Source organism: Xanthomonas sp. LF06-19, from assembly GCF_034105425.1.
Classification (GTDB): Bacteria; Pseudomonadota; Gammaproteobacteria; order Xanthomonadales; family Xanthomonadaceae; genus Xanthomonas_A; species Xanthomonas_A sontii.
Genome location: NZ_JAXGGH010000001.1, coordinates 865,070 through 883,618, shown reverse-complemented (window position 1 = coordinate 883,618; position 18,549 = coordinate 865,070). Strand labels below are relative to the sequence as shown.

At 61.7% G+C, this 18,549-nt stretch carries 17 protein-coding genes and 1 pseudogene; 15 read left to right on the top strand and 3 right to left on the bottom strand.

Features of this window, described 5'->3' with window-relative positions; translation table 11 throughout:
* Positions 1–389: 389 nt before the first annotated feature.
* On the bottom strand, positions 390–1,529 hold the full coding sequence (locus tag SLW55_RS03925) for a PilT/PilU family type 4a pilus ATPase (protein ID WP_017907532.1): 1,140 nt from the start codon (positions 1,527–1,529) through the stop codon (positions 390–392).
* Between the two features lie 99 nt (positions 1,530–1,628).
* On the opposite strand from SLW55_RS03925, the gene SLW55_RS03920 reads away from it, so the two are divergent.
* The 15 genes and pseudogenes from SLW55_RS03920 to SLW55_RS03850 all read left to right on the top strand — a co-directional run bounded on the left by SLW55_RS03920 (position 1,629) and on the right by SLW55_RS03850 (position 17,274).
* Positions 1,629–2,021: a DUF4398 domain-containing protein gene (locus SLW55_RS03920; RefSeq protein ID WP_026144112.1), complete on the top strand. Its 393-nt coding sequence runs from the start codon at positions 1,629–1,631 to the stop codon at positions 2,019–2,021.
* A gap of 17 nt (positions 2,022–2,038) precedes the next feature.
* Complete coding sequence (locus SLW55_RS03915) at positions 2,039–2,911, top strand: hypothetical protein (RefSeq protein ID WP_295965464.1); 873 nt, start codon at positions 2,039–2,041, stop codon at positions 2,909–2,911.
* A gap of 333 nt (positions 2,912–3,244) precedes the next feature.
* Entirely contained in the window at positions 3,245–3,463 is a 219-nt protein-coding gene (locus tag SLW55_RS03910) for a YdcH family protein (RefSeq protein WP_010340228.1), read from the top strand.
* Positions 3,464–3,653: 190 nt separating this feature from the next.
* Complete coding sequence (locus SLW55_RS03905; protein WP_320744620.1) at positions 3,654–5,024, top strand: pyridoxal-phosphate dependent enzyme; 1,371 nt, start codon at positions 3,654–3,656, stop codon at positions 5,022–5,024.
* A gap of 84 nt (positions 5,025–5,108) precedes the next feature.
* Positions 5,109–6,308: a cystathionine gamma-synthase gene (locus tag SLW55_RS03900; protein ID WP_320744618.1), complete on the top strand. Its 1,200-nt coding sequence runs from the start codon at positions 5,109–5,111 to the stop codon at positions 6,306–6,308.
* Positions 6,305–7,099, top strand: a complete 795-nt coding sequence (locus SLW55_RS03895) for an ABC transporter permease (protein WP_267100376.1) — start codon at positions 6,305–6,307, stop codon at positions 7,097–7,099. The genes SLW55_RS03900 and SLW55_RS03895 overlap by 4 nt, the downstream gene beginning before the upstream one ends.
* Positions 7,089–8,456: an ABC transporter ATP-binding protein gene (locus SLW55_RS03890; RefSeq protein ID WP_267100375.1), complete on the top strand. Its 1,368-nt coding sequence runs from the start codon at positions 7,089–7,091 to the stop codon at positions 8,454–8,456. The genes SLW55_RS03895 and SLW55_RS03890 overlap by 11 nt, the downstream gene beginning before the upstream one ends.
* Complete coding sequence (locus tag SLW55_RS03885) at positions 8,456–12,031, top strand: glycosyltransferase (protein ID WP_267100374.1); 3,576 nt, start codon at positions 8,456–8,458, stop codon at positions 12,029–12,031. The genes SLW55_RS03890 and SLW55_RS03885 overlap by 1 nt, the downstream gene beginning before the upstream one ends.
* 155 nt (positions 12,032–12,186) lie before the next feature.
* Entirely contained in the window at positions 12,187–13,527 is a 1,341-nt protein-coding gene (locus SLW55_RS03880; RefSeq protein WP_267100373.1) for a hypothetical protein, read from the top strand.
* 33 nt (positions 13,528–13,560) lie between these two features.
* Positions 13,561–14,535: a glycosyltransferase family 2 protein gene (locus tag SLW55_RS03875; protein ID WP_267100372.1), complete on the top strand. Its 975-nt coding sequence runs from the start codon at positions 13,561–13,563 to the stop codon at positions 14,533–14,535.
* Positions 14,536–14,593: 58 nt separating this feature from the next.
* Positions 14,594–14,929: a hypothetical protein gene (locus SLW55_RS03870; RefSeq protein WP_320744612.1), complete on the top strand. Its 336-nt coding sequence runs from the start codon at positions 14,594–14,596 to the stop codon at positions 14,927–14,929.
* Between the two features lie 132 nt (positions 14,930–15,061).
* Positions 15,062–15,493 (top strand): annotated as a pseudogene (gene tnpA / locus SLW55_RS03865) (IS200/IS605 family transposase).
* 155 nt (positions 15,494–15,648) lie between these two features.
* Positions 15,649–15,996 carry a hypothetical protein gene (locus tag SLW55_RS03860; protein ID WP_320744610.1) on the top strand — a complete coding sequence of 116 codons (348 nt, stop codon included), beginning with the start codon at positions 15,649–15,651 and terminating at the stop codon, positions 15,994–15,996.
* Between the two features lie 102 nt (positions 15,997–16,098).
* Entirely contained in the window at positions 16,099–16,707 is a 609-nt protein-coding gene (locus tag SLW55_RS03855; RefSeq protein WP_295965395.1) for a hypothetical protein, read from the top strand.
* A gap of 21 nt (positions 16,708–16,728) precedes the next feature.
* Complete coding sequence (locus SLW55_RS03850) at positions 16,729–17,274, top strand: hypothetical protein (RefSeq protein ID WP_267100368.1); 546 nt, start codon at positions 16,729–16,731, stop codon at positions 17,272–17,274.
* A gap of 606 nt (positions 17,275–17,880) precedes the next feature.
* On the opposite strand, the gene SLW55_RS03845 is transcribed toward SLW55_RS03850, so the two are convergent.
* Together SLW55_RS03845 and SLW55_RS03840 are read right to left on the bottom strand one after the other, a co-directional pair.
* Entirely contained in the window at positions 17,881–18,060 is a 180-nt protein-coding gene (locus SLW55_RS03845; RefSeq protein WP_267100367.1) for a transposase, read from the bottom strand.
* A 93-nt stretch (positions 18,061–18,153) separates the two neighbouring features.
* Positions 18,154–18,549: a GtrA family protein gene (locus tag SLW55_RS03840; protein ID WP_295965396.1), complete on the bottom strand. Its 396-nt coding sequence runs from the start codon at positions 18,547–18,549 to the stop codon at positions 18,154–18,156.

Below are 18,549 nucleotides of genomic sequence, written 5' to 3'. Positions count from 1 at the left end.
ACTTGGCTTCGCGTTCGTGGCCGGCAAACAGGCTGATCATCGTGGCGTCCTCGGCGTGTTCTCCAGACCAATGATGCCAAAGGCGGGGTTTTTAGAGGTGCCCTTCAGTCCCGACTGCAGTTTTCCGGACACTTCGGCCTTCACGCGTCGCAACGGAAGTCGCTTCCACACGCGCTTGCGGCGCACTCGCTGGGCGCACTGTGGGAGGGACTTCGGTCCCGACGCGCAGTTGCGTGGAAGTGGCGTTTGCCCGCGCAAGGGCGACCCGCGGCGACCGCCGCTGGGCCTACGGTCGGTCGTTGCCGCCGTCGCTGCGGGGCCAGTTCGACCAGGCGGCTGCGAACGCCCGGTCGCGGCTGAAACCGCGCCTACGACAACACGGCGACGCCTCAGACGAAGCCGTGGGTGATCCGCGGCGCGGCGCTGGGGCCGCTGTCGTAGTCGGCGTAGGGATCGTGCTCGCCGCTGCCGCCTTCGGACAGGCGGAACTTGAGGGCCAGGCCGTCGCGCGAGTCGGCCGCGCGCAGCGCTTCCTCCTGCTCGATCTGGCCCTGCTTGACCATGCGGAACAGGCACTGGTCGAAGGTCTCCATGCCTTCCTCCAGCGACTCCTCCATCGCCTGCTTGATCTCGTGGACCTGGCCGCGGCGCAGCAGGTCGCGGATCATCGGCGTGTTGAGCAGCACTTCCGAGGCCGGCCGGCGGCGGCCGCTGCTGTCCTTGACCAGGCGCTGCGAGATCACCGCGCGCAGGTTCAGCGACAGGTTCATCAGCACGTTCTTGTGCGCGCTCTCGGGGAAGAAGTTGAGGATGCGCTCGATGGTCTGGTCGGCGTTGTTGGAGTGCAGGGTGGCCAGGCACAGATGTCCGGTCTCGGCGAAGGCGATGGCCGCCTCCATGGTTTCCGCGTCCAGGATCTCGCCGATCAGGATCACGTCCGGCGCCTCGCGCATCGCGTTCTTCAGTGCGTTGTGGAAGGCGTGGGTGTCCAGGCCGACCTCGCGCTGGTTGACGATGGACATCTTGTGCTTGTGCAGGTACTCGATCGGGTCCTCGATGGTGAGGATGTGCCCGGTGGTGGTGCTGTTGCGGTAGTCGATCATCGACGCCAGCGAGGTGGACTTGCCCGAGCCGGTGGAGCCGACCACCAGGACCAGCCCGCGCGGGGTCATGATCACATCCTTGAGCACCTGCGGCAGGTGCAGCTCCTCGATGCTGGGGATCTTGCTGCGGATCGCGCGGATCACCATGCCGACCTCGCCGCGCTGCTTGAACACGTTGACGCGGAAGCGCCCGGCGTCCTGCAGGGCGATGGCCATGTTCAATTCCAGCTCCCGCTCGAACTGCGGCACCTGGCCCTCGTCCATCAACGAGTAGGCGATCTTCTTGACCATGCCCGGCGGCAGGCCGGTGGCGCCGAGCGGGTACAGCTTGCCTTCGATCTTGATATAGACCGGTGCTCCCGTGGTCAGGAACATGTCCGAGGCGTTCTTTTCGGTCATCAGCTTCAGGAAATAGCCGATATCCATGCGCAATGGTTCCCCAACGATCCGCAATCGCCCGTTGCAAGCGCGCCACAGGCTTCCGACAATGGCCGTGACCGACGTCTCCGTCCACGGCCCCCCTAGATGAAAACTAGCTTCGCACACTTCCGTTGTCAGCAGTATGTGATGGCCTGCGCATTGGCGTTGTTCGCCGCGCCGGCCGCGTTCGCCCAGGTGGCTTCGCCGGAGCTGCTGTCCGCGCAGCAGGCGGTGCAGCGTGCGGTCCAGGCCGATGCCGACCAGTACGCGCCGGACCTGCTGGCCAGCGCCCGACAGGGCCTGGAACAGGCGCAACAGGCCGCGCTCGACCGCCGCCAGCGCAAGACCGCGCCGCAACTGGCCCTGCGTGTGGCCGCCGATGCCGACCTTGCGCGCGCGCGCAGCGAGGAGGCGGTGGCCAATGCGCAACTGAAGCAACGCCAGGCCGAGGTGGCTCAGTTGCAACAGACGCTGGGCACCGGGGAGGGTCGTCCATGAGCCGCGCCCTGCACGGAATGCGCCGCCTGGCCCTGCTGGCGTTGCTGCTGGCGCCGCTGGGCGCGATGGCCGCGGACGACCCGGAACTGGCCGTGCTCAACCAGCGCCTGGTGGCGCTGCAGGCCGATCCGCTCAACGCCGATGTCGCCGCCTACGAACGCCTGCAGGCGCAGCAGGCAGTGGCCAACTTCGCCAACGCCAAGCGCAAGGAGCGCGACGAAGCGCGCTACCTGGCCGAGCGCCGGGTCGAGATCGCCGAAACCATGGCCCGTGCCGAGATCGCCCGTCGTCAGGTCGACCAGTTGGAGAAGACCCGCAGCGACCTGCTGATCGAGGCCAGCCGCCGCGAGGCCGCGCGGGCCCGGCAGGAGGCCGAGCGGCTGCGCGTGCAGGCGCAGATCCAGGCCGAGGAGGCCGAGAGTCTGCGTCAGGCGGCCGAGGCCGAGCAGGCCGCACGGGCAGATGCGGATGCGGCGCTGGCCAGCGTCGCCGGTCAGCAGACCGCCAAGCTCAGCGCCGCGCAGCAGAAGTCGGCCAAGCTGGCGCGCGAGGAGGCCGAGCTGGTCGCCGGCACCAAGCTGCCGGCCTCGCGCTTCGAGACCCGTGGCGAGGTCTTCACCTTCTCCGGTGCGGCCTTCGGCGCCGGCAAGGCGGCGCTGTTGGGCGATGCCAGCAACCAGGCCAAGGCCCTGTCGCAATACCTGCAGATCAGCAAGGGCAAGGTGCGGATCGAGGCCTACGACACCGACGCCGGGGTGGCGCAGAAGCGCGCCGATGCCCTGCGCGCGGCCCTGGTCGGCGGTGGCGTCGCCGCCAACCGGGTGCAGGCGGTCGGCAAGAAGGGGGCCTCGACCAAGGCCCGTTCGGCCGAAGTTGTGATCGCGCCCTAAGTGCGTCGTGTCCTGCGCCCGGGCGTTTAACGGGGTTTTTCCCTGGGCCTGAGCGCCGAGCAACTGAATGCGGCAAAGCGGGCCTGCTTCTCTTGTCCGCGGCGGTGGGGAGGCGTAGGGTCGGTACTCCAGGCGGCACTCCCGCCGCCTGGTGCCAACGGAGGAGTTCGAGCCGATGACGCAGTGGCGCGCACCGCAATCCGACGTCGCAGGAACCGCGGTTCCAGGCGTTGTGGCGGTGCAGCCGGCGGCTCGCGCGCTTCCGCTCCCAGGCAACGCCCCGTGCCGCAGCGGCCGGGGCGTTCTTGTTTCTAGCTGAAGGAGGCTATTCCTATGTTCGAAGGGCAACCGCAGACCGAAATCGACGCGTTGATCAAGTCCGATCCGGAGTTCAAGCAGCTCTACCAGCGCCACAAGACCTTGGACAAGAAGTGCATGGACGCCGAGCTCGGCGTGCTGCCGATCGACGATGTCACCCTGGCGCAGATGAAGCGCGAAAAGCTCGCCGCCAAGGAAAAGCTGCTGCGCCTTTACGAGCAGAAGCCGCACTGACCGTACTATTCCCTCTTGTCGCGGGCGGTGGCTGGCCTCCTCGTCGGCTTGCCACCGTCCGCGTCATCCTCTCCGAAAGCCGCGACCGCGGCTTTTTTCGTCTCTGCCGCGCGCATTCTCTGACTTTCCCTCCCCGAGCGCGGATAATGCCCGGTCCAGCCGCTGCCGCGGCGCGACGCATTCGGACCCGATGGCCATTCACTCCTCCGTACTCGATCTGATCGGCGACACCCCCATCGTCAAGGCCAGCAAGCTCGACACCGGGGTGTGCGAGCTGTACCTGAAGCTGGAGAGCGCCAATCCCGGCGGCTCGATCAAGGACCGCATCGGCCTGTCGATGATCGAGGCGGCCGAGCGCCGCGGCGATCTCAAGCCCGGCGCGGTGCTGGTCGAGGGCACCGCCGGCAACACCGGCATCGGCCTGGCCCTGGTCGCCCAGCAGAAGGGCTACAAGCTGATCCTGGTGGTGCCGGACAAGATGAGCCGGGAGAAGATCTTCAACCTCAAGGCGATGGGCGCCGAGGTGGTGCTGACCCGCTCGGACGTGGCCAAGGGCCACCCCGAGTACTACCAGGACCTGGCCGCGCGCATCGCTGCCGAGACCCCGGGCGCCTACTTCATCAACCAGTTCGGCAACCCCGACAACCCGGCCGCGCACGAGTTCGGCACCGGCCCGGAGATCCTGCGGCAGATGGACGGCCGGCTGGACGCGATCGTGTTCGGCTGCGGCAGCTCCGGCACCATGACCGGCCTGTCGCGCGCCTTCGCCGCCGCCTCGCCGCACACCGAACTGGTCCTGGCCGACCCGGTCGGCTCGATCCTGACCGAGTACATCGAGCAGGGCACGGTCAGCGAGAAGTCCGGCAGCTGGCTGGTGGAAGGCATCGGCGAGGATTTCCTGCCGGCGATCTCCGATTTCACCCGGGTCAAGAAGGCCTATTCGATCAGCGACGCCGAGAGCTTCCACACCGCGCGGGAACTGCTGGCCAAGGAGGGCATCCTTGGCGGCTCCTCCACCGGCACCTTGCTGGCGGCGGCGCTGAAGTACTGTCGCGCACAGACCGAGCCCAAGTGCGTACTGGTGTTCGTCTGCGACACCGGCAACAAGTACCTGTCGAAGATGTACAACGACTACTGGATGCTGGACAACGGCTTCCTGGAGCGCCCGCAGCACGGCGACCTGCGCGACCTGATCCTGCGCCCGTACAGCCAGCGCGACACCGTGGTGGTCGGTCCCAAGGATCTGCTGACCACTGCCTATCAGCGCATGAAGCTGTACGACGTGTCGCAGCTTCCGGTGATGGAAGGCGACCAACTGGTCGGCATCGTCGACGAAAGCGACGTCTTGTTGCATGTATACGGCGATGAGGCGCGGTTCCGCGACCCCGTGGCCACGGCCATGGTCAGCAAGCTCGACCGGCTGGACGTCAAATCGCCGATCGAGGCCCTGCTGCCGGTGTTCGACCGTGGCCAGGTCGCTATCGTGATGAACGAGGGCGCCTTCCTCGGCCTGATCACCCGGATCGACCTGCTCAACTATCTGCGCCGCCGGGTGCAGTAATCCCTGCGGCCGGCACGGCCCCGTGCTGCATGGGGCCGTTCAGACCGCACTGCTAGAATCACGCCCCTTTTCCGGTAACCCCACATGACGGACAACACGTCGAATATCCATGGCGACGGCCCCGCGCTGGCGCTGGCGACCCTGGCCATCCATGGCGGACAGCACCCGGACCCGACCACCGGCGCGGTGATGCCGCCGATCTACGCGACCTCCACCTACGCCCAGTCCAGTCCCGGCGAGCACCAGGGCTTCGAGTACTCGCGCACCCACAACCCGACCCGCTTCGCCTACGAGCGCTGCGTGGCGGCCCTGGAAGGCGGCAGCCGCGGCTTCGCCTTCGCCTCCGGCATGGCCGCCACCGCCACGGTGATCGAGCTGCTGGACAGCGGCAGCCACGTGATCGCGATGGACGACCTGTACGGCGGCAGCTACCGGCTATTCGAGCGGGTGCGCAAGCGCACTGCCGCGCTGGAGTTCGGTTTCGTCGACCTGACCGACCCGGCCGCGTTCGAGGCGGCGATCCGCCCGACCACCAAGATGGTGTGGATCGAGACCCCGACCAATCCGATGCTGAAGATCGTCGATATCGCGGCGATCGCCGCGATCGCGCGCAAGCACGGCCTGCTGGTGGTGGTCGACAACACCTTCGCCTCGCCGCTGCTGCAGCGGCCACTGGCGCTGGGTGCGGACATCGTGGTGCATTCGGCGACCAAGTACCTCAACGGCCACTCGGACATGGTCGGCGGCATGGCCGTGGTCGGCGACAACGCCGAACTGGCCGAGCAACTGGCCTTCCTGCAGAACTCGGTGGGCGGCGTGCAGGGCCCGTTCGACAGCTTCCTGGCCCTGCGCGGGCTGAAGACCCTGCCGCTGCGCATGCGCGCGCACTGCGACAACGCCCTGGCGCTGGCGCAGTGGCTGGAGACGCACCCGGCGGTGGAGAAGGTGATCTACCCGGGCCTGCCCTCGCACCCGCAGCACGCCCTGGCCGGCCGGCAGATGAGCGGCTACGGCGGCATCGTCTCGATCGTGCTCAAGGGCGGCTTCGACGCGGCCAAGCGCTTCTGCGAGCGCACCAAGCTGTTCACCCTGGCCGAATCGCTGGGCGGCGTGGAGAGCCTGGTCAACCATCCTGCGGTGATGACCCATGCTTCGGTGCCGGTCGCACGCCGCGAGCAGCTCGGCATCAGCGATGCGCTGGTGCGGTTGAGCGTGGGGGTGGAGGATGTGGGGGATTTGCGGGGGGATTTGGAGCGGGCGTTGGCGCAAGGGCGCTCCGAATGAAGATTCTTTCGGTTTTCGGCAAACATCGCTCGCTCGCCTTCGAGCTCACCCGGCGCGAGGTACTAGGCAAGTATCGTGGCGCGACCTTCGGATTGCTGTGGTCGTTGATCAGCCCGTTCCTGATGCTGTTGATCTATACCCTTGCCTTTGGCTTCATCATGAAGAGCCGTTGGCCGGGCACCACAGGGTCGACTTCGGAGTTCGCGTTGATTCTGTTCGCGGGTCTGACGGTGCACGGTTTCTTCGCGGAATGTTTCACTCGTTCGCCGCAACTGATTGTCGGAAACACCGCTTATGTCAAACGCGTGGTGTTTCCGCTGGATGTATTGGTTTGGAGCATGGCTTTCTCCGGCCTGTTTCATTTGGCAATGAACATGATTGTGCTGTTGGTGCTGCAGGCCGTCTATGGAACCGGTGTGTCACCGACTGCTTTTCTGCTGCCGGTTGTGCTGGTGCCACTGGTTGTGATGACCGTTGGCGTGTGCTGGCTCGTATCCGCCCTTGGCGTGTACCTGCGCGACATCGGGCAAGTCACCGGCGTACTCGCGACTGCGATGCTGTTTCTTTCTTCGGCCATCATCCCGCTCAATTCTGTGCCTGCGACCTACCGATGGGTGTTCGAACTCAACCCGTTGACCTTCATCATCGACCAAGTGCGCGAGGTGGTGATCTGGGGGCATCTGCCGGATTGGGTAGGGCTGGGGGTATATCTAGTGGTGTCAAGCGTGTTCGCCTTCGTGGCGCATGCGTTGTTTGGAAAAATGCGTGGAGGGTTCGCCGATGTCCTCTGACGATTCCTTGCATCCGCAGCAAATTGCCGTCTCCGTCGTCGGGGTCGGCAAGGCGTATCACATGTACGAGCGGCCCTCGCATCGTCTCTGGCAGGGGCTGTTCGGAAAGCGCAAATCGTTCTATCGAGACTATTGGGCTGTCCGTGGCGTCGATTTCCAGGTTCGCAAGGGGCAGACAGTCGGTATCGTCGGGCGAAACGGGTCGGGTAAGTCAACGTTGCTGCAGATCATAGCCGGTACGCTGACCCCCACTGAGGGGCAGGTTACGGTGAATGGGAAGGTGGCGGCGCTGCTGGAATTGGGTAGCGGCTTCAACCCTGAGTTCACTGGGCGCGAGAATGTCTATCTGAACGCCGCGATTCTCGGCCTGCGCCGCGATCAAGTCGAGGCGCGTATGTCCAGCATCCTTGCCTTCGCTGACATCGGCGAATTCATCGATCAGCCGGTGCGCAGCTATTCCAGCGGTATGGCGGTACGGCTTGCATTCGCTGTCATCGTGCACGTCGATGCCGACATATTGATTATTGACGAGGCGCTTGCGGTGGGCGATGCGTTCTTTTCGCAAAAGTGCATGCGTTTTCTGCGCGAGTTCCAGAAAAGCGGCACGCTGCTGTTCGTTAGCCACGATGCCGCTGCTGTGACCAATCTTTGCGAGCACGCGGTCTGGTTGGATCATGGGCGGATGCGCATGGTCGGTACCTCTCAAGAGGTTGTCGAAGCCTACATGACCGAACAGCACGTGGCCGGCCGGCGCGAAATCGCTGGAGAAAAACTGGTGGTGTCGTCGGGCAGTGGGCGCAAGGAACCGGCCGACCTGCCGGATTTTCGCCTGGATGCACTGCGTGCGGAAGGCTGCACCAACCGCATGGCGGTGTTCGAGTTCGATCCCGATCGGACTGGTGCCGAATTCGGCGCGCAAGGCGCGCGCATCGTGGACGTGGCGTTGCGCGACGGCAATGGCGACCGCCTGGTGATGTTGCAGGGCGGCGAGGTGGTCACGCTGTATATCGAGGTTGAACTGCAACAAGCCTTGGGTGACTTGATCGCTGGGTTCTACATCAAGGATAGACTGGGGCAGCGGCTTTTTGGTGACAATACCTATTTCGCCTGCCGTGGCATGGAATTAAGCGGCAAGGCCGGGGACCGTCTGTCCGCTTCGTTCAAGTTCCGAATGCCGATCCTCCCCTCCGGTTCATACATGATCGACGCTGCCGTTGCATCCGGCGACCAGCACGACCACGTACAGCATCACTGGATCTACGACGCGCTGGAATTCCGTGCGCTGGATGAAACAATGCGCTTCGGGCTGGTGGGTTTGCCGATGATGGCGATCGACGCGAAGATTGAGGCTAAGTAATGGAATTTACCGGCGAGCGTTTCCTCCCGACCGAATCTGGTGAATTGGCTTACGAGCACTGGCATCGTTATATCTGGTGTCAAGAATTGGCACGTGGACGCCGCGTTCTGGACGTCGCCTGTGGGGAGGGCTACGGCTCGGCATTGCTCGCGGATGTGGCAGATGCCGTGGATGGCGTGGACATCGCCGCCGATGCGGTGAGTGGCGCACGGCATACCTATGGCAGCCGCGCTAATCTTCGCTTCCACGAAGCCAGTGCCACCGAGCTCCCCTTTGCGGACGCGTCCTTCGATGTGGTGATCTCGTTCGAGACGGTCGAGCATCTGCTCGAGCAGGAACGCATGCTGGAAGAATTGCGACGGGTGCTCAAGCCCGATGGCGTGCTGGTGATGTCCTCGCCGAACCGCCCGATCTACTCCGACGCGCGCAACTACCGTAACGAATTTCATGTGCGCGAGCTCGACTTCGACGAGTTTTCGACGCTGTTGGGTCGGCAGTTCCCGGCCGTGGATTTTTATGGTCAGCGCATGTCGTCCGGGTCGCTGATGCTGCCGTTGCAGGGCAGTCGCGATCACTACCGGGCATTCACTTCCACCGGCACGGTGGAGAATCGCACGGTCGATGCCGACAAGATCATGTATTTCGTGGCTGTATGCGCCGCCACGAAGGATGGGCTTCCGTGCATGCCGGCGTCGTTTTACGTTGATGGTGAGTCGGATCTTTATGCGCGCCACGAATCGATCGCACGCTGGGCGCAGTCGCTGGAATTGGAAGTGGCCGTGGCTCGGGAGCAACTTGATCGGTTACGTGGCGAATTCGAAGCCCGAACCGGATGGGCAAAGTCACTGGAATCCGAGCGTAGTCGTCTGGTGGAAATGTATGCGCAGTTGCAACGTGAGTTCGACGAAAAGGCTAATTGGGCGTTAAGGCTCGATGGCGAGAAGACAGAGCTGATCCAACAGTTGAGTAAGGTGCAAACTGATTATCAGGAAGAACTTGCATTGATGAATGCGTTGGTTGAGGAAGGGCGCGTGACGATGGCGAGCCTTGAGGAAAAAGCGCGGCGGAGCGATGCATTGGAGTACGAAGTTGCCGAGCTTCGCCGGGCACTTGTTGCAAACGAGCAGCAACTGCAGGCGCAGGCGACCGAACTGCATGACATTCATGAGCAATTGCAGGCGCGGGCGGCCGAACTCAGTATCAGTCAGGGCAAAGTCGATGCATTACGTGGAGATCTGAAATTCCTGCGCGAATCAGTGTCTTCTTCGGAAGGGCGGCGTCAACAGGTCGGCGTTGTTCAAGCGATCGAGCCTATTTCCGACGCTGGATACGGTTGTGGTAGCGAGATGTCTGCGTACCGTGCTGTCATCCGCGACCTCGAGCAGCAACTTAAGGTTTTGCTGAAATCACGTTCGTGGCAGTTGACGCGTCCTATTCGTTTCTGTAGTCGAGTCGCCCGCGGCGAATGGAGTGCTGTGGTTGCGTCGCTGCGCGGCAAACCGTTCGTGCGCCACCCCGCGTTGGCGCCTCTGCGCTCGCTGGTTCGGCGCTGGATGGCCGCGCGCGAAGCCAATGCGCCGCCGCAGCCGCCGCAGCTGGTGGCGGCGAAGGTAGAGCAGGACTTGGATATATCCTTGCGCGGTATCCGCTTCGATCACGAGGAGCGGCCGCTAGTTTCCGTATTGATTCCGGTCTATGGCAACCTGTCGTGCACGTTGGTATGTTTGCAGTCGTTGTATGACCATTTGCCCAGCGTGCCGATCGAGATTCTGGTGGCCGAGGATGCGTCCGGTGATCCCGATATCTCGCGGCTCGGCCGGATTCCCGGCTTGATCTATTACGAAAATCCGCAAAATCTGGGCTTCCTGCGCTCTTGCAATGAACTTGCACGCAGAGCGCGCGGCGAGTACGTATACTTCCTCAACAATGACACCGAAGTGACAAAAGGTTGGCTGGAAGCGCTGCTTTCGGTATTCCAGCGCGAAGATGCTGGCATGGTCGGCTCCAAGCTGATCTATCCTGACGGCCGCCTGCAGGAAGCTGGTGGCATTGTTTGGCGCGACGGCAGTGCGTGGAATTTTGGTCGGCTGGAGAATCCGTCACGGGCGCCGTTCTCTTATCTGAAAGAGGTTGATTACATTTCGGGCGCATCGATCATGCTACGCCGCGATCTGTTTGAAACACTCGGTCGCTTCGACGAGCACTATGCGCCGGCCTACTACGAAGACACCGACTTGGCGTTCCGGGTTCGCACGCATGGCTTGAAGGTTTATCTGCAGCCGGCTTCGGTGGTGGTGCACTACGAGGGCATTTCCAGCGGCACAGACGAGTCGAGCGGAGTTAAAGCTTATCAGGCTGTCAATCGCGTCAAGTTCTATGAGCGTTGGCGTGAGACCTTGGAGCATGGCCACCTCCCCAACGCCCAGGACGCCTTCCTGGCGCGTGACCGCTCTATCGAGCGCCCACACGTTTTGGTGGTCGATCACTACGTGCCGCAGCCGGATCGTGACGCTGGCTCGCGTGCGACGTGGCAATTGATGTCGCTGCTGGTACAGAAGGGATATGCCGTGCATTTTTGGCCGGAGAACGCTTATTTCGACCCTGATTACACGCCGGCATTGCAGCAGCTCGGCGTCGAGTCGTTGTGCGGAGGAGAGTACTTCGGTAAGTTCGAGGACTGGATGCGTGACAACGGTCGCTACCTGTCTGCTGTGATTCTCAATCGCCCGCACATCTCGGTCGGCCTGGTGGATCATGTCCGCTCGTATTCCAGTGCGCGCGTCATATATTACGGACACGATATTCATCATTTGAGAATGCGTGAGCAGCTCAAGTTGGCTTACGACGCCAACCTTGAGACAGAGATGGCCCGCTTCCGCGACATGGAGTACACGATGTGGCGCAAGTCCGACGTGGTGCTCTATCCGTCGGACGACGAGACCAGGCACGTTCGCGAGTGGCTGGTCGGCGAGGGCGGCAGCGTTGATGTTGTTACAGTCCCGTTGTATGCGTACGAGCCGGTTCCTGTCGACGCTGTGCCGGGGCCAGTAATGCGAGCAGGCATCCTGTTCGTGGCTGGCTTCGCGCATCCGCCCAACGTCGATGCGGCACAGTGGTTTGTCAACGAGGTACTGCCGCATGTCAGGAGTGCGCTTCCCGGCACGACCTTGACCATGGTTGGCTCCAATCCGCACCAGTCCGTGCGTGCCCTGGCTGGCGATGGGATCGAAGTCACCGGCTACGTCACAGACGATGAATTGGAATCATACTATCGCCGTTGCCGTGTAGCCGTGGCACCGCTGCGGTTCGGTGGTGGCGTCAAGGGCAAGGTTCTGGAGAGCATGCGGTTCGGCCTCCCCTGCGTCACTACTTCTACTGGCATGCAAGGGTTGGGCGGAGCTAGTAGCTTCATGCCAATCGCAAACGAGCCGCAAGCTATGGCCAGGCATTTGATTTCGCTGCTGAGCGATGACCAGCACTGGCTTGAGGTGTCGAACATGTCTCGAGCGTTCATCGCCGCGAACTATTCGGGCGATGCGGTATGGCGGGTCATGAAGCAGGCTTTGGCGAAGTAGGGCTGCTAGCAGGTTCGGCGTTGACGGTGGTTTCGAAGCATTGAGTGGCCTGAGTCGGAGTGCTTGGTCGTGATGGGGGAGAGCAATTGAACAATCGGAGATCAAGCGACGACATTGCGTCTGGCACTGTGGCTTGGCCCTGGGCAGGTATAGGGTTGGCACTTGCGTTTCTGGCGGCACACACAGTCTACGTGGTCACTATTGGCGCCGACGTGGCGTATATGGATTCGCTTCGGTACATCGGCTACTACTTCGAGCGTCCGTGGGATGGCGTGGCGTGGGCGCGTTTCTGGAACCAAGGGGATCATCATGGGCTGATCTCGCAGCTCGTGCTTTGGTTGAACATCCGCGTGCTGGGGATGAATGTGCTGGTGGTCAACGTGCTGACCGGCTTCGTGCTGTTGGGGACGGCGTTGGTCCTGTTCGCGAGCTATCTGCGATTCGCCCGTATCCGCGGGCAGTCACCGGGTGCAGCGCGGGCGCTATTGGTGCTGGCGGCGATGCTCTCCATCGTGTTCAGCCTGGCGGGATTCGAGCTGTACACGCTCGATCTTGGCTTCCCCGAAAACCTACGCAACGGGATGTTCCTAGCGCTGGGTTGCTGGTTGCTGCAGAGAGAGCGGCGGCTCGGGGTGGTGGGTTGCTCGCTGCTGTCCTTGGCATTGTTGGCACTGATGTTGTTGTGTGCCTACGGACGGATATATAGCTTCGCTGGCGCGCTTATGGTTGCTGCCATGTTAGCGTCGGTGCGTGGCGAGTGGAATGCCGGTCGGGCCGCGTTGATCTGTACGGTCGTCACGGTGGTATTGGGGCTGGCTGCTTACATGGTGCTTGGTGCCGTTCTGCCGAAGGGCATAGGGAGTACCGGGCTGCAGCACGTATCGCCCGTTGCCGCGGTACGTGCCATCTTGTTCGGAGCATCCTCAAGTTTTCTGGGGATGGAAACGATTGATCATTTCGCGATTCCGCTGGTCGCGGTCGGGTGCGTGGGTGCGCTGTTATTGGGGCTGTTGGCTTGGCGGTGCGTGTCCTACCTGGTAGCGGTTCGAGGGTGCGGCAGCGTCGTTCCGGTGTTTTTGATCGCTTATGGCTCGATTACCCTGCTTGCCGTGGCGTTTTCGCGCGGATCCGAGCCGCTCGGAGCGATGGCGTCGCGTTATTACCCTGATGTCTGTTGGTTGCTGCTTGGTTTGGTATGGATACTCGCGACGCATGCCGATATCGGGCGGCGGTCGCGCTGGCTGACGTACCTTTTGCTGCTGCCAGTACTGATCGGCTACTGCCTTAGTCAGGTTACCGAGACGGTGATCTGGCCCTACAGAGCGGAAGCGTTTGCAACCATGCGTCGGGCTACGCTGACTTGCGACGGCGTCCCGGATAGCTCGGTCGCGCTGCTTCAGGCCAACAATCACGAAATACTGCAACACGCGATCGATCTGCAACGGCACTACCGGCTTGGCGTCTGGCGTCATGCCGTGACGCCATGCAGCAATTAAGCTGACTGCTCCTTCTTTATCAATGGAAGTTTCATGACGGCGTCCCCAGAAAGCAAGCGATTGATTTCGCTGGTCGTTCCTGCATTCAACGAGGAGGATGGGATCAATCAAACATTGGCAAGGATTGAGGCGCTTGTGGTCGGCAGCGACTACGCTTGGCAAGTCGTGGTCGTCAACGACGGCAGCTCGGACCGGACGTGGGAGCAGTTGCTTGGCTATCGCCCCGCGAACTTTTCGCTGAAGCTGGTCGATCTTTCCCGCAACTTTGGCAAGGAGGCCGCATTGAGCGCGGGTCTGGAAGTAGCTGACGGCGAGGCGGTGGTGCCGATGGACGCAGACTTGCAGGATCCTCCGGAACTCGTGTTTCAGATGCTAGAACACTGGCGGCGGGGGAGTGACGTCGTGTTGGCGCGACGTGCCGATCGCAGTGCTGATTCCATGTCGAAACGGACCACTGCTTCGATGTTCTACAGGATGATCAACAAGATTTCCGACATCGACATCCCGGAGAACGTCGGGGACTTCCGTTTGATGGACCGGCGCGTGGTCGATGTACTCAATCGCATGCCTGAGAACCGGCGCTTCATGAAAGGCCTTTTCGCCTGGGCGGGCTTCAGGACCAGCGTGATCGATTACGTGCGGCCTGAGCGCAATGCTGGCATCACCAAGTTCAACTGGATCCGTTTGGTCAACCTTGCGATTGAGGGCATCACTTCTTTCTCGACCGCACCATTAAGGCTGGCAACGCTGACGGGATGCTTGGCCGCAATCGGTTCATTGCTGTTCGCTTGCTACATCACGGTGCGTACGGTGGTGAACGGGGTGGAGGTGCCTGGCTACGCCAGCCTAGTGGTGATTATCACCTTCATGTCTGCGATCCAGTTGATGGCGCTGGGTGTCATAGGCGAATACGTTGGCAGAACTTATCTTGAATCCAAGCGGCGGCCGGCCTATGTCCTTCGCGATGTAATCTCGGTACAAGGCTATTGCGAGAGCGAGATACGATGATGGCTTTGTCCTCAGGGCGGTCAGTGGCAGTGGCGATTCCGCTGTTTTTGCTCGCGGGATGTATGGGGCCAAGTTGCAAATCAGCGCGTTCGGTCCCAGTGGACTGGGTGCCAGTGAGCGCTTCTATCCACAAACCGATGGCGAGGTTGCCATGTGGGTCGCACTCAATCGGCCGTTAGGGCACGCGAACGCGGTCATCTGGCTTGAAGGGCGCCCGTTGCAGGAGACCAAGGTCGATGGCAAGGTGATCACGGGAGCGTTGCCCGCGTCATTGCGGTTGCAGGCGGGTCTGTACCACCTGCAAGTGCGTTGGGGAGAAGGTAACGATCAAGGTGAAACCCCGGAAGTCGATTTTGTGGTCGAACCAGGGCACGACTGGAATCGCGCCCAGTAGATCGATTCTCTAAACCAACCTGAGAGTTCCCCCAGCTCTGCCGGGGAGGCAGTAGAAATTTGACGTATCCGGGAGTACATCCCGGAGTCTCCGCAACGTGAGCCGCCAAGCACGCGAGGCGGAGAAGCTGAGATGGATGAGTTTGAGAACTTAAGTCACATCAGGTGGGGGCGTCTGTACCACGTTGTGTTCATACCGAAGTGTTGCCGTAAGACGCTGTATGGGGGTCTGAGGAAGCATCTAGGAGAGGTCTTCCGGCGATTGGCCGAGCAGAAGGAGAGCCGGGTCGAGGAATGCCATCTGATGCCAGATCATGTCCATATGCTGCTGAAGATTCCGCCGAAGTACGCGGTGTCGCAGGTGGTGGGCTATAGCAAGCGCAAGAGCGCCATCCACCCAGCGCGGGTGTATGGGGAGCGGAAGCGGAACTTTGTAGGGTAGAGCTTCTGGGCGCGAGGTTACCTCGTTACGACGGTAGTTCGGGATGAAGGGTTGATCCGGGCATATATCCAGAACCAAGAAGCGGAAGATCGGCGCTTGGACCAATTGCAGTTACTGAGGTAGTCGGCCACCTTCAGGTGGCCTAACAAGAGAGGCGAGTAGCGCTGCCTCAGCCGCTTTGAGAGGCTCACATCTCTAAAGCCCCCGGCTTTGCCGGGGGATATTTACTCCATCGCCACCGGCTGCGAGCAGTCGGCGTGCCGCTTCAAGAGACGACAATGTCGATGAGCAACGTCCGCAAGAATTCCATCCAGTGGCTGTGCTGGCCGTACTGGCCCGCATTGCTGCTCGGCGTGCTGGTCGCCTCTTGGGTGGTGCCTTATAGCCTGATTTTTGGCAGCGGCGGCTTTGACCTGGTGCAACAGGATGACATGGCTCAACATCTCGCCGGGCAACGCTATTTCATCGCTGATGCATGGCGCTGGCCGATCCTGAATTATGCCAACGCAAACATGCCCTACGGTGCCAATGTGGTGATGAGCGACAGCGTGCCACTGCTCGCGTTGGTGCTTAAGGCGCTAGGCTTGAGGGCAGATGCGGTCAATGGCACGTATCTGTCGGCCTAGCTGAGCTATGCACTGTTGGCGCCGAGTGCGGTATATGCGTTCCGTTCCGCTGGCGGCCAAGGACGATGGGCTGCGCTATGCTGCGCGGTTATGTGCCTGAGTATGCCGGCGTTTCTGGCGCGCTTCAGTTTTGGACATATCGCGCTGACGAGCCACTTTGTCTTGTTGCTGGCGATCGGTTTTTATTATCGATCGCCGCGTTTCACGACGCGTACTGTGGTGTGTCTGTATCTGGCGCTGTCGCTGGTGACGTTACTGCTTCACCCTTATCTCTTTGTCATGGTGGCTGCGCTGGCAGGGGCGGCGGCATTGGACTTGGTACGCCGGCAGCCTCGGAGCGCATTGGGAATTTTGTTGGCGTTGATCGCCGCTTTGGCACTGGTCTACATACTGGGCTGTTTCGGCAATTACAAGCAAGGTGGGGAGTTTGGTCATTTCTCGATGAATATGGAGTCCCCGTTCTTCCCCTCGGCTTCAGCGGTGTTTCCCGGATTCGGATGGTCGACCCCAGATGCCACCGGAGGGCAATACGAAGGCTTCAACTACCTTGGTGCCGGCACGCTGTTGCTCCTGGCGGTGGTGCTGGTCCGATTGCTGTGCAGTTCGGACAAGTTGGAACTGAAAGGGCGGGCGGGGCTGATCCTCGCTTGTATCGGACTTTGGTTGCTGGCCGTCTCCACAACGGGCTATCTGGGGCAGTATCAGATATAGAAGATTGAGGATTACCCTGCCATGCTGGCGCAATTCCGAAGCGGCGGCCGTTTCTTCTGGCCCGTTGCCTACGTGCTCGTGGTGGCTTGTATGGCCTATCTTTCCAAATGGCGGCAGGGCAGCGTCTGGATCGTGGCGCTATTGGGTTCGGCTGCTTGCTTGCAAGGCTATGATCAGAAGTGCAACTGGGAAGGCAATTGGCGGATGTTTCATCAGCCGCTGCCGGCGGTAGTGGACATCCCTCTGCTCTCGCGGATGTTTGCCCATGCCGACAGCGTCAATTTCTACCCCCAGTTCGGCTGCGGCCTTGGTGCCGACAATGCAGTTGCGATGCAGGCGCTCTTGGTTGCCTCACGCTATGCAGCTCCGATCAATACAATGCATCTGGCCCGGCAGACGAGTAATTTCGAGTGCTCCAACGGGCTGGCTGCACCATTGGCAGCCGGGGAGGTGCGTGTGGTCTTCCAAGGGGCCGATGTAGCATCTGTGCCGGGGCATGAAGTCAGATGCCTGCCGCACAAGGGGTATAGTGTGTGCAGTGCCGCGCTTTCGGTGGGCTCGCCTTAAAGCGGCCGACAAAACTTCTCGGCGAAGTGCAGGCACATGATGGAGCAGGCGAGCTGGCGCAGAGTCGGATGGGAGTCGATCTGTCGCTCGAAGCAGATGCGCGACTTGCCGAAGCCCGCAGTCCGGGCAGTCGTGTGCTCGATCTCCTGGCGATCACATCCGAGCTGTTCACTGTTTATGACACCACGTTGCGCGCTACGCGCCCGGATGCCGCGTTCGCGTGGCGCCTTGCGGCCCTTGTAGTAGTCGTAACTCTTTTCTGAGCAGACCTATCCTGCCGTCTCCTTGGCCCGCCTTTGCAAGCCTCCTGGAGGTTGCACTGCATCGATCGGATTTTTGAAGAACACGATCATGCCGATTGGTCTGGTTTACCAGGAACGCAAGCAGCGGGCTGTGGGCATCGGTCTGGATCTGGCAGCTTACTGCCGAACTAGCCCTTGTCAGTCGGTCGGGCTGGGCCGGTAGCTTCGCCCGCGCGGCTACGCATGCTTCTGCCGTTGATGCTTGCGCGGCTCCAGCCGATCTGGTCGGACTGGCACGGGCAATGGAGCGGCGCCCGGTGCGAAGATGCCAGGCGCCCACTCGTTGCCAGTGCCGCAGACGCCGTCAGCAGGTCATGCTGCTGCCGAAGACGCAGAGGTCCTCCCATGGGATGTCAGTCTTCAGGACGAAGAGTATGTCGTTGAAGGCGGCGCGGTCGTCGCGCCGCAGCTGGCCTCCCTCGGGCAAGGGGTTCGACAACGGTACCAGAGGCTGGCGTTCCTGCCAGAGTTTCTGGCTGATCACCGCTCGCTGCACCTACGCACTGACACCGCTCCGCTGATCATTTTTTTGGACGCTCTTAGCCGGAAGGTCTTGTTCGGGGGCCGGATCAGCGTGTTAATTTTTGCCGGTGAATGCCCAGAGCGAAGAGGCGAAGTAGCTTAGGGCCGGTACGATGATCACTGCGATGGCGAGTGCCACGTGACGGTTTAGGCCGGCTTGCGTGCCTATGGCAAGAATCAGGTTGTTCAACATGAATCCCGCGGCTGCGATCACGAAGAAGCGGTGACTGCTGCCGCGACGCTGGAACGTCACGTGACGGTGTCCGAGACACGATACGCCGAAGGCCAGCATGAACGCGACCAGATTCGCCAGGTACACGGACACGTTGGGGAGCGAAAAGGAAATGAGCATCGCCACGGTTAGGTGAACGCAGGTGGCGGCGCCGCCCACTGCGATGAAACGCAGTGGGCGCAGGCTGGGCGAGTTGAATAGTTGCCAGAGACGTTGCAT